At 59.1% G+C, this 13932-nt stretch carries 11 protein-coding genes and 2 pseudogenes; 11 read left to right on the forward strand and 2 right to left on the reverse strand.

All coding sequences use genetic code 11. From position 1 onward, the window contains the following. The first annotated feature begins 73 nt into the window (after positions 1 to 73). The 8 genes and pseudogenes from IPP35_10260 to IPP35_10295 all read left to right on the forward strand — a co-directional run bounded on the left by IPP35_10260 (position 74) and on the right by IPP35_10295 (position 8369). Positions 74 to 1549 (forward strand): annotated as a pseudogene (locus IPP35_10260) (ABC-F family ATP-binding cassette domain-containing protein). Between the two features lie 329 nt (positions 1550 to 1878). After that, positions 1879 to 2220 carry a 4a-hydroxytetrahydrobiopterin dehydratase gene (locus IPP35_10265; GenBank protein ID MBL0059471.1) on the forward strand — a complete coding sequence of 114 codons (342 nt, stop codon included), beginning with the start codon at positions 1879 to 1881 and terminating at the stop codon, positions 2218 to 2220. A gap of 114 nt (positions 2221 to 2334) precedes the next feature. Continuing rightward, a complete protein-coding gene (locus IPP35_10270; GenBank protein ID MBL0059472.1) occupies positions 2335 to 3027 on the forward strand; it encodes a hypothetical protein in 693 nt (230 codons plus the stop codon). A 22-nt stretch (positions 3028 to 3049) separates the two neighbouring features. Then, a complete protein-coding gene (locus IPP35_10275) occupies positions 3050 to 4078 on the forward strand; it encodes an acetyl-CoA carboxylase carboxyltransferase subunit alpha (GenBank protein ID MBL0059473.1) in 1029 nt (342 codons plus the stop codon). Positions 4079 to 4108: 30 nt separating this feature from the next. Next, positions 4109 to 5185: a class I fructose-bisphosphate aldolase gene (locus IPP35_10280; GenBank protein ID MBL0059474.1), complete on the forward strand. Its 1077-nt coding sequence runs from the start codon at positions 4109 to 4111 to the stop codon at positions 5183 to 5185. 140 nt (positions 5186 to 5325) lie between these two features. After that, complete coding sequence (locus IPP35_10285; protein ID MBL0059475.1) at positions 5326 to 7014, forward strand: diphosphate--fructose-6-phosphate 1-phosphotransferase; 1689 nt, start codon at positions 5326 to 5328, stop codon at positions 7012 to 7014. Further along, positions 7014 to 7424 carry an acyl-CoA thioesterase gene (locus IPP35_10290; GenBank protein ID MBL0059476.1) on the forward strand — a complete coding sequence of 137 codons (411 nt, stop codon included), beginning with the start codon at positions 7014 to 7016 and terminating at the stop codon, positions 7422 to 7424. Before IPP35_10285 ends, IPP35_10290 begins: the two co-directional genes overlap by 1 nt. Positions 7425 to 7565: 141 nt before the next feature. After that, positions 7566 to 8369 (forward strand): glycosyltransferase family 2 protein, encoded by an 804-nt coding sequence (locus IPP35_10295; protein ID MBL0059477.1) that lies wholly within the window; start codon positions 7566 to 7568, stop codon positions 8367 to 8369. Here IPP35_10295 and IPP35_10300 read toward each other — a convergent pair. Continuing rightward, positions 8308 to 8490 (reverse strand): annotated as a pseudogene (locus IPP35_10300) (prepilin-type N-terminal cleavage/methylation domain-containing protein). The gene IPP35_10295 and the pseudogene IPP35_10300 sit on opposite strands and share 62 nt — an antisense overlap. Positions 8491 to 8580: 90 nt before the next feature. Further along, on the reverse strand, positions 8581 to 9828 hold the full coding sequence (locus IPP35_10305) for an MFS transporter (GenBank protein MBL0059478.1): 1248 nt from the start codon (positions 9826 to 9828) through the stop codon (positions 8581 to 8583). A gap of 302 nt (positions 9829 to 10130) precedes the next feature. Here IPP35_10305 and IPP35_10310 point away from each other — a divergent pair, with 302 nt between their 5' ends. Genes IPP35_10310 through ccsA form a run of 3 tightly spaced genes read left to right on the forward strand, consistent with a single transcriptional unit; the run spans position 10131 to position 13917 of the window. After that, on the forward strand, positions 10131 to 10874 hold the full coding sequence (locus IPP35_10310) for a hypothetical protein (protein MBL0059479.1): 744 nt from the start codon (positions 10131 to 10133) through the stop codon (positions 10872 to 10874). Then, positions 10874 to 12061: a cytochrome c biogenesis protein ResB gene (locus IPP35_10315; GenBank protein ID MBL0059480.1), complete on the forward strand. Its 1188-nt coding sequence runs from the start codon at positions 10874 to 10876 to the stop codon at positions 12059 to 12061. Before IPP35_10310 ends, IPP35_10315 begins: the two co-directional genes overlap by 1 nt. Continuing rightward, positions 12058 to 13917, forward strand: a complete 1860-nt coding sequence (ccsA, locus tag IPP35_10320; protein MBL0059481.1) for a cytochrome c biogenesis protein CcsA — start codon at positions 12058 to 12060, stop codon at positions 13915 to 13917. The genes IPP35_10315 and ccsA overlap by 4 nt, the downstream gene beginning before the upstream one ends. The last annotated feature ends 15 nt before the right edge of the window (positions 13918 to 13932 follow it).

A 13932-nucleotide genomic window follows, 5' to 3' on the forward strand; every position in this document is an offset into this window, starting at 1 on the left:
AAGTCCAGTCACCCCGGTCGTTCCCCTAAATTTTTTCTTGGAAGGGAAAATGGCACTTTCGTCTTTTTGACCCATGCTTACCGTCACCAACCTTCATAAAGCCTTCGGGCAACAAGTGGTTTTCGACGCCGCGTCGCTTCAACTGAACGCCGGGGATCGCTACGCCCTCATGGGGCCCAACGGGTCGGGAAAATCCACGCTTTTTAAAATCCTCCGGGGGTTGGAGCTTCCCGACGAGGGGGCCATCACCTTCCCGCGCGGGGTCCGGATCGGATACCTGCCGCAGGAAACGGCGGATCTGGGGGAGGGAACCGTTCTGGAGGAGACCCTCTCGGGGGAGGGGGAACGGGAAGACGGTCCCTCACCGGAAAGGCGGAGCGCCGAGGCCAAGAAAATCCTCATGGGGTTGGGCTTCCGCGTGACGGATTTCGATCGGCCGGCCTCGGCCATGTCCGGCGGATGGCGAATGCGGGTCGCCATCGCTCGGCTCCTTTTGCAAGCGCCGGATCTCCTGCTCTTGGACGAACCCACCAACCATTTGGACTTGGCGTCGCTCCTCTGGTTTCAGGAATACCTCCAGCGGTCCCGAAGTTCCATCCTGTTGATTTCCCACGACCGGGCCTTCGTCAACGCCATCGCCCAGGGGATTTTGGATTTGCGGGACCAAAAGATCTTTCGTTACGTGGGGGACTACGAGAAATTCCTGGCCGCCCGCGCCATGGAGCAAGAACAGGTTTTGGCCGCTTACAAAAAGCAACAGCGGGAGATCGCCGACGCCCAGGAGTTCATTAACCGTTTTCGGGCCCAGGCTTCCAAGGCCCCCCAGGTTCAAAGCCGGATCAAAATGTTGGAGAAAATGGAACGGATCGAAATCCCGCCCGAGATCAAAAAAATAAGCATCCATTTTCCTCAACCCACCAAGACCGGGGTGAAGGTGTTGTCGCTGAAAGGGGTCGGCAAGTCCTACGGCGATGTGGTGGTTTACGATGGGTTGGATTTTGAGCTGGAGCGAGGTCAAAAAGTGGCTTTCGTGGGCCCGAATGGGGCGGGGAAGTCCACCCTGCTTAAAATGTTGGCCGGGGTACTGCCTTTTGAGCGGGGGGAACGGGTCCTCGGGCTCAATGTTCAGTCCGGCTACTTTTCCCAGCATCGATGGGAAACGTTGAACGCCGGCCGCACCGTCCTCCAGGAGGCCATGGACACCAAACGCATGAACCCGGACCTGCTGGTTCGCACGGTGTTGGGGACCTTTCTCTTTCGGGACAACGCGGTGTTCAAAAAAGTGGAGGTTTTGAGCGGCGGGGAAAAGAGCCGTTTGGCCCTGGCCAAACTCCTTCTGGACCCCCCCAATCTGCTACTCTTAGACGAGCCCACCACGCACTTGGACATGGCCAGCGTGGATGCCCTGGTGGAGGCGCTTAAGGATTTCGAGGGCACGATCTGTTTCATCAGCCACGATCTTTACTTCGTGAACGCCCTCAGTAACCACGTGGCCCACGTGGACCAGGGAAGGGTGAAGCTCTACGCGGGGAACCACGACGATTTCCTTCGTTTGGCGGCCCGGACGGCCGGGCGGGCCGGCGTGGCTTCCCCCGCGGCCCCGGCGACGGAGCCGCTTCCGGGTGGCGCCCCGGCCTGGATGAAGTCATCGAACGACGATTTAAAACGCCTGCGCGAGGCCGAAAAGGCCCGCACCAAGAATCGGAAGAAGTTGAACGAACGCATCCGTGAACTGGAGGAAGAAATGTCCGACTTAAACCAACGCATGAGTTCGGTGTTCATCCAGAGCGACTACCAAAAGTTGATGGAATTGGACCTGTCCTTGAAGGCCCGGCAAAAAGACCTGAACGAGGCCCGCGCGGCCCTGGACCAAACCCGATGATTCGCCGCCTCGCTGACGAACGCTGTTTTCCGCCTCAGGAAGGGGATTCCTCCTTGTCCGGGGAAGAACTGGCCGAGCTTTGCGAAGCGCTCAACCGTTGGAAACTGGATCACCGGGAAGGCGTGGCGCGCATCGTGAAAGTTTTCTCTTTTCGGTCGGCGGCGGATGGGCAAACCTTCGCCCAGGGGGTTTCCACCCTGGCGGAACGGGAAGACCACCACCCGGAGATCGTGGTGGAGGAGTCCCGGGTCACCGTGGTTTGGTGGACCCGCCGCCTCCGAGGCCTCCATCGGAACGATTTTATCATGGCCGCGAAGACGGACCGGCTGGCCGGCTAGATTGACAAAGCGTCGGCATGTGATAAAATAGGGCTGATCCGGCAACCTGTTCCAACTCCGTTCCGATTCCCGGCGGCATCGACCACTCGCTTCCCTAACGACATGAGGCACAAATTGAAAATAAAGCTTTCCCTTTTCGCGGTCCTTCTTATGGCTGTCTCCAGCGCCCGCGCGGCGTCGCCAGTGATTGAACTGATCGACATCCCGACGGCCGAAGTGTTGGACCGCTACGGGTTTGACGCCTCTTTCCGTTTCTATACGGATGGAGGCATGTTGACCAAGACCCATTTCGGCGTTTTTCCCCGTTTGAATATCGGTTTCAACCTGGACGCCGAGGGATTCGTGGGCAACCAGTCGGTGGACGTCAACAAACCCACGCTGAACGTCCGGTTTCGGTTTTTTGACGGCCAGCGAAATCTTCCGGCCCTGGCGTTGGGATACGACGGGCAGGGACTTTTTTATAACAACGACACGGACAAATACACCCAGAGGGAAAAGGGGCTTTTCCTGGTGGGGAGCGGCGAAATCATCGTTCCGGATTTGAGCCTTCACGCCGGCCTCAATATGTATGATTTCAGCAACGATTACGTTTACGGGTTCATGGGCGTGCGTTACCTGTTTCGCGATGTCATTGGGTTGACCACCGAATGGGACAATATTCGCGTGGGCCGGGACAGCCGTCTGAACGCGGGTCTCAGTTGGTGGGTGACCCCCAGCTTCGCCGTGGAATTTGCCGGGCGGGACTTGGCCGCCACCGGCCGGCGCGCGGAACGGATCGTTCGTTTGGTTTACACCGGAGGGTTTTAAGCCAAGGGGGATGACGACAGCCATGGCCGAACACACGACGACGTTCAAAGGGTTTGATTTCGAAAAGCCGATCCTTGATTTGGAGGAACAGATCCAGGGTTTGGAAAAAACCGCCCAGGACAACGAAGGCGTGGGCATCACCGCCGAAATCAAGGCCCTCCGCCAACGCCTGGACGATCTCCGCCGGGACATTTACGGGAAACTGACCCCCTGGCAAAGGGTTCAAATCGCCCGGCACCCGCGCCGACCGTATTCGCTGGATTTTATCGAACGGGTGTTCACGGGGTTCATCGAAATGCACGGCGACCGTCATTTCGCCGACGATAAAGCCATCGTGGGGGGGCCCGCTTATCTGGACGGTAAGCCGGTGGTGGTGATCGGCCATCAGAAGGGTCGGACCCTTCAAGAATCCATGGCCAGGAACTTCGGCATGCCCCATCCCGAAGGCTACCGGAAAGCGCTCCGACTCATGCGGATGGCCGCCAAGTTCGGGGCGCCGATCATCGCCTTCATCGATACGGCGGGCGCTTACCCCGGCATCGGGGCCGAGGAGCGCGGGCAAGCCACCGCCATCGCGGAAAATTTGCGCGAGATGTCCCAGTTCGCCGTGCCCATCCTTTGTTGCGTGATCGGAGAGGGCGGTTCCGGTGGCGCGTTGGCGCTCGGCGTGGGCGACCGGATTTTGATGTTGGAGAACTCGTGGTATTCGGTGATCTCGCCGGAAGGGTGCGCCTCGATTCTCTACCACGACGCGGCCAAGGCCCCGGAAGCGGCGCGAGCCCTTAAGATCACGGCGGCCGACCTCAAAGAGATGGGGGTCATCGACGAGATCCTTCCGGAGCCCTTGGGAGGGGCCCACCGGGACGTGGACGCTTCCGCCGTCACCGTCAAAGAGGCGCTTCTCCGGAACCTGATGGAACTTCAAGCGATGCCTCCCGTCGAACTGGTGAAGAAGCGTTACGATAAATTTCGTTCCATTGGCCGTTTTGAAACGACCGAGAAAGCGCGCCTTTCCGCCCGCCGAAAAACAAAAGTCAAATCCAAAGAATAATCGTTTTTCATCCTTAGGAGGATCGAACCAATGACCACCGTTGCCGACACATCGAAGAAAAGTTCCATCGCTGAACTCCTTGGCAAAGACGCCGAGAATCTGTTGACCTACAAGGCCAAAGTCCCCGCCTCCCGCCTTCACCTTCCGGGCCAGGATCACGTGGACCGCGTTTGGGTTTATTCCGATCGGAAGGCTCCCGTTCTTCGCAATTTACAGAATTTGATCGAGAGCGGACGCATGAAAGGAACCGGGTACGTCTCCATCCTCCCCGTGGACCAGGGCATCGAGCATTCCGGTGGGGCGTCCTTCGCTCCGAACCCGGACTACTTCGACCCGGAAAACATCGTGAAGCTGGCCATCGAGGGCGGTTGCAACGCGGTGGCTTCCACTTATGGGGTGTTGGGGTCCGTGGCGCGGAAGTTCGCCCACAAGATTCCCTTCATGCTCAAAATCAACCACAACGAGCTGATGTCCCTCCCGCAGGTTCCGGACCAGACCATGTTCACCAAGGTCAAACAGGCCTTTGACATGGGGTGCACCTCCATCGGCGCCACCATTTATTGGGGTTCTTTGGAAAGCCGCCGCCAACTGCAAGAAGTGTCGGAAGCCTTCGCCCAAGCTCACGAGCTCGGTATGTTCACGGTGTTGTGGTGCTACGCCCGGAACAACGCCTTCAAGACGGCGGAGAAAGACTACCACGTTTCCGCTGATATCACCGGCCAAGCCAATCACCTCGGCGTCACGATCGAAGCCGACATCATCAAGCAGAAGCTCCCCGAAAACAACGGCGGCTACAATGCCGTGAAATTCGGTAAGACCAGCCCGAAGGTCTACACGGACCTCACCACGGACCACCCCATCGACCTCTGCCGCTATCAGGTTCTGAACTGCTATTCCGGCCGGGCCGGGTTGATCAACTCCGGTGGAGAATCCAAGGGGGCTTCCGACTTGGCCGACGCCGTTCGCACCGCCGTCATCAACAAGCGTGCCGGGGGCATGGGCTTGATTTCCGGCCGGAAAGCCTTCCAGCGTCCGATGAAAGAGGGCGTGGCGCTTTTGAACGCGATCCAAGACGTTTACTTGGACAAAACGGTCACGATCGCTTAATCTTCGATCCTCAACGGCACAGACCTCTCCCGCCCTCCTTGAGACGGAGGGGGAACACCGCCTACCTTTTTTGGCGTCGTTCCCTCCCCTTCTTAAGGGGAGGGCGGGGGAGGGGTCTCAGAAAATGATTCTTGACTAAAATGAGGTCAGTGTCCATGCCATCCAAACCATCCGAACTTCAAATCGAGCGAGCCAAATTCAAACCCGTTCTTCCGACCGTGTTTCGTTCCGGGCCGGCGGGGGTTTCTTTGCAAATGGGAAAGCCCACCCAAAGCGTGTCCGACCAGGGGCCCCTTCGGGCCATCTTTCCGAACATGTACGGGCTTCCTTTGGCGATTTTGAAGAAAGGACGGAACGCCTCTTTGGGGAAGAAGGTGTTTCGGTTGGGGGTCGTTCTTTCCGGCGGGCAAGCCCCGGGTGGGCACAACGTGTTGGCCGGACTTTTTGATGCATTGAAAAAAGCGAACCCCAAAAACAAACTCATTGGATTTTTGGGCGGTCCTTCCGGGATTTTGGAGAATAAGTGGGTGGAGATCACCGCCGGGATGGTGGGCCCCTACCGCAACACCGGCGGGTTCGACATGATTCAGTCCGGCCGAACGAAAATCGACACCCCGGAACAACTCGCCGCCGCCAAACAAACCATGGAGCAAACCGTCGGGAAAAACCGCCTGGACGGGCTGGTGGTCGTCGGGGGGGACGATTCCAACACCAACGCCGCGGTGTTGGCCGAATATTTCAAAACCCACGGGCTTCCGGTGGGCGTGATCGGCGTTCCCAAAACCATCGATGGGGACCTGAAAAACGACGACATCGAAGCGTCTTTCGGTTTCGACACCGCCACGAAAATCTACGCCGAACTGGTGGGAAACATCTGCCGAGATGTGTTGTCGGCGCGAAAATACTGGCATTTCATTCGTCTCATGGGGCGGAGCGCGTCCCACATCACCCTGGAAGTTTCCCTGAAGACGCGGCCGAACCTAACGTTGATCGGCGAGGAGGTTCTGGCCAAGAAAATGACGCTGGCCCAGGTGGTGGACCAAATCGCCCAGGCCGTGGCCCGTCGCGCGGAAGCGAAAAAGAATTACGGCGTGGTGTTGGTGCCGGAAGGGCTCATCGAGTTCATCCCGGAAATGAAGGAGTTGATTTCCGCTTTGAACGACACCTTGGCCGCCCAGGAACCCCGTTTGGCGTTGCTGTCGACTTTTGACGAGAAACGAGCGGTGGTGGCGGAAGCGCTCCCCGCGCCCTTGTCGTCTCTGCTTCATTCTCTTCCCCAGGGCATTCAGGCCCAGCTCATGCTGGATCGAGACCCCCACGGGAACGTCCAGGTTTCCCAAATTGAGACGGAAAAACTGTTGGTGGAAATGGTGAAGGCCCGTCTCGTTTCATTGAAGGTGGGGGGAGCCTACGCAGGTAAGTTTGCCGCCATCACCCACTTCTTCGGTTACGAGGGCCGGTGCGGCGCCCCGTCGAACTTCGACGCGACCTATTGCTACGCCCTGGGCTTTAACGCGGCGGTTTTGGCGTTGAACGGATTGACGGGCTACCTGTCATCCATCAAAAATCTGACCAAACCGGCGGCCCAGTGGGTGCCCGGGGGAGTTCCCTTGACGATGATGATGAACCTGGAACGGCGGAAAGGGAAGGAGAAACCCGTGATCCAAAAGGCGTTGGTCAAGCTGGACGGCGCCCCCTTCCGGGCCCTGGAGAAGATTCGCGAATCCCTGGTGTTGGAAGACGCCTACGTTTACCCAGGCCCCATCCAATATTTCGGCCCCGCCTCCGTCACGGACCTCACCACCCAAACTCTCCAGTTGGAATCTTAATGATTCACGAAATGGATTTTAGGGTTTCCTATGCGGACACGGACCGCATGGGCGTGGTCTATTACGCCAACTATCTCGTTCTCTTTGAACGGGGCCGGACCGAGCTCATGCGGGGGCTGGGCGTTCGATATCGGGACCTGGAGGAACAGGGGCTGTTTCTCCCGGCCATGGAAGCCCAAGTTAAATATCTGGCTCCCGCCCACTACGACGACCTGTTGAAGATTCGGACGTGGATCTCCGCTCTCGGCCGGGCGTCCATCACCTTCGAATATGAACTGCACAATGCCGATTCGGGCAAAGTGATGGCCCGGGGCTCCACCAAACACCCCTTCGTCGACAAGTCCTGGAAGCCCGTCGCCATTCCTTCCCCCATCAGAGAGACCCTTCTCACTTCTCTCCCTCATCCCTGAGGTCTATTTATATTTCCGGGAAGGAAAATGGATCCAAGGCCAAAAAGAAGCTAGAATGACCCCGGTGGGGGAAACGGACCTCGTGCCCGCCTTTGTTCAAACCATCCCCGCCGTGTGAGAATTTCACCAAAAAGGAAGACCATGGATTCTTTGGATTTTGATAAACCACCGGAAAAAAAGGCTCCTGAGTTGGAGAAAAAACCCCTTTCCTCCCCGGCGCCGGACCCCGCCCCTGCCGTTGTTTATGATCGTCGGACGGAAGCCAAACCAATGGTTTCGTTTTTAGTCCCGGTTTTTAATGAGCGCGCCTTTATTAGGAAATGCCTGGATAGATTGGCCGCGGTTCCCCTCTCCAAAGAAATCGTCATCGTGGACGACGGGTCCACCGACCGAACCCGGGATTTCCTGGCGGGGAACCCCGTGGATGGAGCGGTTCTTCTTTTTCACGCTAAAAACCAGGGGAAAGGCGGGGCCCTTCGCACGGCCTTGACCAAGGCCAACGGGGCTTACTCAGCGGTTCAAGACGCGGACCTCGAATACGATCCGGGCGAATACGTGGACTTGCTGAAATACGCCCGGCAAAACAATATCAAGGTCGTTTTTGGGTCACGGTTTCTAAAATCGAATCCGCATCCCTACCGGCGATTTCTCTGGGGCAACAAAGCTTTGACGGCTTGGATCAATTTCCTTTGCGCCTCCTCCTACACGGACTGCTACACCGGCTACAAGCTGATGCCCACGGCCGTCTGGCGGGAACTGGGTTTGGTTTCTCGGGGTTTTGAAGTGGAGGCGGAAATCTGTGTAAAGGTGGCCCACCGGCGGCATTCTTTCGCCGAACTCCCGATTTCTTATGCCCCGCGGCGGGTAGAAGAAGGAAAGAAAATCAGTTGGAAAGACGCCGTCCGTGGCCTTCGCGCCGCCCGTTTTTTCGCCTACGCCAAATAGCCGTTGACTTTCCCACCCGCCAACCCCAAAAAACCCTCATAGTATAATAGTGAAGGGCGTCCCGTTTCGCGTCCACCGCGAGCATGAGTTCAATTAAAGTGAATCCCCGGGCGCGCTTTTTAAAGGGCTCCTATCGCCTCCGCATCGTTCTTCCAATCCCAAGGTTCCCTCTCAAGCTTACCCCCCTCCCCCGATCTGTTAAGGGGGGAATTTAATCGCTGAAACGGTGGCGGCGGTGGAACCAGAGGGCGCCGGCGAGGCAGAAAGTGCCGCCGGCCAAAATGGTGTGGGGCGCGCCGAATTTTTGGGCCAGGGCGCCGGCCACCAGGCTTCCGAAGGGGGCGGTGCCTAGGAAGGCCATGATGAAGAGGCTCATGACCCGGCCGCGTTTGTCGTCTTCCACGATGGTTTGGATCATGGTGTTGCTGGCGGCCATTTGAACCATGAAACCGAACCCGGTCACCACCAGGAGTGCCATGGACAGCCAGGGGGTTCGGGAAAAGGAAAAACCCATGAGACCCACGGCGAAGAGGGCCGTTCCTGCGGGGATCCAGGCGGCGAGGCCTCGGGTGGATTTTCGCGCGGCCAAGGTGAGGGCCGCCATCAAGGCGCCGCTTCCGGCGGCCGTCATCAGGAATCCCAGGGTATGGGGGCCCCCGTGCAAAACCTTGCCGGCGAAAATCGGGATGAGCGTCATGTAGGGGACTCCGACCAAGCTGGACAGTGCGAGCAGGATCAGGATGGCTCGGATGGGTTTTGAACGGAACGCATAACTCCAGCCCTCCCACAGTTGGTTCAGGGTTCCCCGGGTCCGGGGGGGAAGGGGTGGACGTACGGGGACCCGGATCGCCAGGAGGGCGGCGATGACCGCCAGGTAACTGATGCCGTCCACCAGGAAACACCAGCCTTCCCCCGCCGCGGAGATCAGCATCCCGCCCAGGGAGGGGCCCACCAATCGGGCCAGGTTGAACATGGACGAATTGAGGGCGATGGCGTTGCCCAGATCCTCTTTGTTTTCGATCAGGTCCACCACGAAGGATTGGCGGCCGGGCATGTCGAAGGCGTTGACGATGCCTTGAAGGGCAGTCAGGGCCAAGAGGGCGGGGATGGTGGCTCGGTTCGAGAGGGCCAAAAAGGCCAGGGCGAGAGACTGAAACATCGACAGGGTTTGGGTGGCGATCAGCAGTCGTCGGCGGTCCCAGCGGTCCACCGTCAAGCCGGCGAAGGGGGTGACGAAAAAAGCCGGGAATTGGCCCACGAAGCCCACCACCCCCAGCATAAGCCCCGAACCCGTCAGGCGGTAGACCAGCCAGCTCGTGGCGATGGAACTCATCCAGGTTCCCACGAGCGAAATGATTTGCCCCCCGAAAAACAGGCGGTAATTGGGATAGCGCAGGGCGCGCAGGAGGAACGCCGCGCGGGAGGGCGAAGAGGGAGCCGGTGTTTGATCTATATTCATGAGTTTGTCCCGAAAACAGAGGCGAAATTCCGAGAACGATGGCGAAACCTATAAACCACCCCTCCCTGGCCCTCCCCTTGGCAAGGAGAGGGGAAAAAACGACGAACCGGGTTGCACGACCCGTTCGGGGAAATTTCGCCTTTTCTTGGTCTCCCCTCCTTCCCAAGGAGGGGAGAAAGGGGAGGTCTTAATTCGTTCCTCCGTGTTCATCGTCGGGGGACTCCATCCGGTCCGGGGCGGGAGCCCATGGGAAAGCCATTCTAGCTGACCTTGAGCCTTTTGGGTGGACCGGGCGACTCTGCGTGCGACAATGTTATCTGGCCGAGCGGGTTTTGAATTTCTATAATAAAAAGGTGAAAAAGTTTATCTGGTTTCTTTTAGCGGTGCTTCTCGTCGGCTGTGGGCGGGATGAAATGCAAACCTACCGCGTTCCGAAAGAGCCCGAGGCCACCCTCCCCCTGTCGGGCGAAATGCCTCCGTCGGATCTTCCGGGGGGGCATGTCCATACGCCACCGGGGAAAGCCGATCTGCCACCGGGACATCCGGAGATCGGCAACGATATGGGCCTGGCCAACGCGGCCGCCCAGGGGCTGGTTCCTCCGTCCGCGCCTTCGGGCGAGGTCACGTGGACGACGCCCAGGGGTTGGGTGGAAAAGCCGGGGTCCGGTTTCCGTTATGCCAGCTTCGTGGTTCCGGGTCCTGAGGGGTTGACGGGGGATCTCTCGGTGACGGTGTTGGAGGGCGGCGGCGGGGACCTTTTGGCCAACGTCAACCGATGGCGCGGCCAGATCGGCCTCGCGGACTTGTCCGCCGACCAGCTACCCACCCAGACCCAATCCATTCACCCGGCGGGGCGGGCCATGACGCTCGTCGATTTTTTAAGCGAAGGCAACCTGATCGACGGAAAATACAAAAAACGACTTTTGTCGGCTGTTTTTTCATCGGACGGGAAAACCTGGTTCTTTAAACTGGTGGGGGAAGACCGGCTGGTTGAATCCGCGAAAGGCGATTTCCTGAAATTCCTGGAAAGCCTGAAAGGGCTCTAGTGTCCTCCAAAAAGAAACCCATCGGTTCTTCGCCTCCGGCTCGACCCTCCCAGAAACCTCCATCGGGTCTTCAAATCGCTTGGGACCTGTTGGGGTCCATGGAACTGACGGTGGCGCTTATCGTCTTGATGATGGTCTTGGTTTTTTTCGGGACGATCCATCAGGTTCAGCTGGGCACCTGGCTCGCCCAAAAGAAATATTTTTCCAGTTGGCTCCTCTTCTTTGAAACGGAGAACGGATTTCGGTTCCCGATCTTTCCCGGCGGCTATGCCTTGGGGTCCCTTTGGCTCGTCAACCTCCTGGCGTCCCATTCGGCCCGGGCCCGGTGGGAATGGCGGCGCGCGGGGCTCCTCCTCACCCATGGGGGGCTTTTCGTTCTGCTCCTGGGGCAGGGGCTGACCCAAATGTTTTCCCGTGAAAGCCAGATGGCCATCGAAGAGGGCCAAACCGCGAACCATTCGGAAGATTCCCGCGACGCGGAGTTGGCGGTGATCGACGTTTCCGGTCCCACCGAGGACGTGGTCCATACCTTTCCGGTGTCCCTGCTCGAAAAAGAGGACGCCCTTCAACATCCGGATTTGCCTTTTGAGGTGGTGGTGAAAAAGTTTTTCCCCAACGCCGTGCTGGGGCGAGGGGGCAACACCCTGGCCACCATGGGGGTCGGATCGCGGGTCAGCGTGATGGAAGCCCCTCGCGTGACCGCGGACGACGAGTCGGACAATATCTCGTCCTTCATTGAAATTCGTGCGGGAGGCCAGAGCCACGGGGTGTGGCTGGTGTCCATGGCCCTGGGGGCCCCCCAGACCTTCGTCTTTAAAGACAAAACTTACCGCCTGGCCCTGCGCGCCACACGGCATTATATGCCCTTCAACCTAACCTTGAAAGATTTCACCCATGACGTTTATCCCGGCACGGACATTCCCAAAAACTTTTCCAGCCTCCTCCGTCTTCAGGACAAAGAAACGGGGGAGGACCGGGACGTCCTGATCTATATGAACCATCCCCTCCGCTACCGGGGGTTGACGTTCTTTCAGGCCAGTTTCGGCAAAGGGGATCGGCTCTCGATTCTTCAAGTGGTTCGGAACCCGGTTTGGGTCACGCCCTATCTGGCCTGCCTTTTAGTGTGCTTGGGCCTCGCCTGGCAATTTTTGGCCCACCTGGTCCGTTTCCGACGGGGGATCCCATGAATCGGCGGTTCTTCTCCCTCGTGGTTTCCTTGGTGGGGGTCTATTTGGTGTACGCCTTGGTGTCCTGCGGCGGGCCGGCGGGGGCGCCGGATCGGTTGTTCGGCGAACTCCCGGCGTTAAACGGGGGGCGCGTGAAACCCCTGGACTCCCTGGCCCGCCAATCGCTTCTCCTTCTTTCCGGCCGACAAACCGCTCGGCTGAACAAACATTCCGTCACCGCGACCCACTGGCTGATGGAGATGGTTTTCCGTCCATCGGCGGCCGACGCCTATCCTGTATTTGAAATCGACGATCCGGACGTCCTGGGCCTGATCGGAATCCAGCAGAGCGCCCAGCGGCGCTTCACCTTTCTGGACCTCCAACCGCACCTGGGCGAACTTCAGACCCAGGCCAACCGCGCCCAGGAAGTGCGGGCGGAACAGCGATCGCGGTTCCAGACCGCCGTTTTGCGGCTCGGGGAAAAGGTGTTTCTCTATTGGCGCCTGCAAAACACCCTCCAGCTCACGGACGCCGACGCCCAGCTCCCCGGGGTCACAAGTCAAGTTCAGGAAATGTCGGCCTACGAGACCGCCCTGAACGAGCGGGATGCTCCCTCAAAACCGGCGCGAAAAGATAAAGGGGCCGCCGCTACCCTGGCCGGCGCCGTGGCCGCTTTCCGAGACCGCTATCACACTCTGGCCGATCGCGCGGAATTCATGCCCCTTCCCATTCCCCCGGAGTCCGACACCCGTTGGGTCAGCGTCGGCCAGGCCCTGGCGAATCGAGCCGACGGGTCGGCCATGCTCCCCGGCCTGGGGTTTTTCGCCCGGATGGGAGACGCCTACCGTTCTGACGACGTGGCGGGGTTCCGGGAATCGCTCCGGGACTATCGGCGCTGGCTTTCCGACAATGCCCCCCGGGCCTTGGCCCACGCCCGGCGCGAGCGCCTGTTCAATCAATACGACCCTTTTTATAAGAGCTTGGTCCTCTATGTCCTCGTCTGCCTGATGATTTTTGTTTCGTTCCTCCGCTGGCCGGAGTCTCTCCGCCAAGCGGCCTTTGGGATTTTGGTGTTGGCGTTGATCGTTCACACCGGCGGGCTTTTCGCCCGGGTCATTCTCCAGGGCCGGCCTCCCGTGACGAACCTTTACTCCTCGGCCATCTTCGTCGGTTGGTGCGCGGTGCTCCTGGGGGTCATCCTGGAACGGATGTTCCGGAACGGGCTGGGGGCTCTGGGCGCCGCGGCCATCGGATTTCTGACCCAGATCATCGCGCTTCACCTGTCGGCCCAGGGCGACACCATGGAAATGATGCGCGCGGTCCTCGACTCCAACTTCTGGCTGGCGACCCACGTGGTGACGGTGACGGTGGGATACAGTTCCACCTTCCTGTCCGGCGCCCTCGCCATCGTATTCATCCTGCGGGGCCTCTTCAGCACAAAACTCTCCGAGGACTCCGCCCAAAACCTCACGCGCATGGTGTATGGAATCGTGTGTTTCAGCATGTTCTTCAGTTTCATCGGGACCGTCCTGGGCGGCATTTGGGCCGACCAGAGCTGGGGGCGATTCTGGGGTTGGGACCCTAAAGAAAACGGCGCCCTCATGATCGTGTTCTGGAACGCCCTCATCCTCCACGTCTGGTGGGGAAAAATGGTGACCCGTCGAGGCCTCATGGTGATGGCGGTTTTCGGCAACGTCATCACCGCCCTCTCTTGGTTCGGCGTCAACATGCTGGGCATCGGCCTTCACTCCTACGGTTTCATGGACAAGGCGTTCCCTTGGCTCCTCACCTTCTGCATCGCCCAACTGGTTCTGATGGCCCTGGGCGCTCTCCCCGCCCGGTTCTGGTCTTCTCCCTCCAACGACGCTGGCCGTTGATTCGCTTTCGCCGCC

This window comes from Elusimicrobiota bacterium (genome assembly GCA_016721625.1).
Taxonomy (GTDB): Bacteria; Elusimicrobiota; Elusimicrobia; order FEN-1173; family FEN-1173; genus JADKHR01.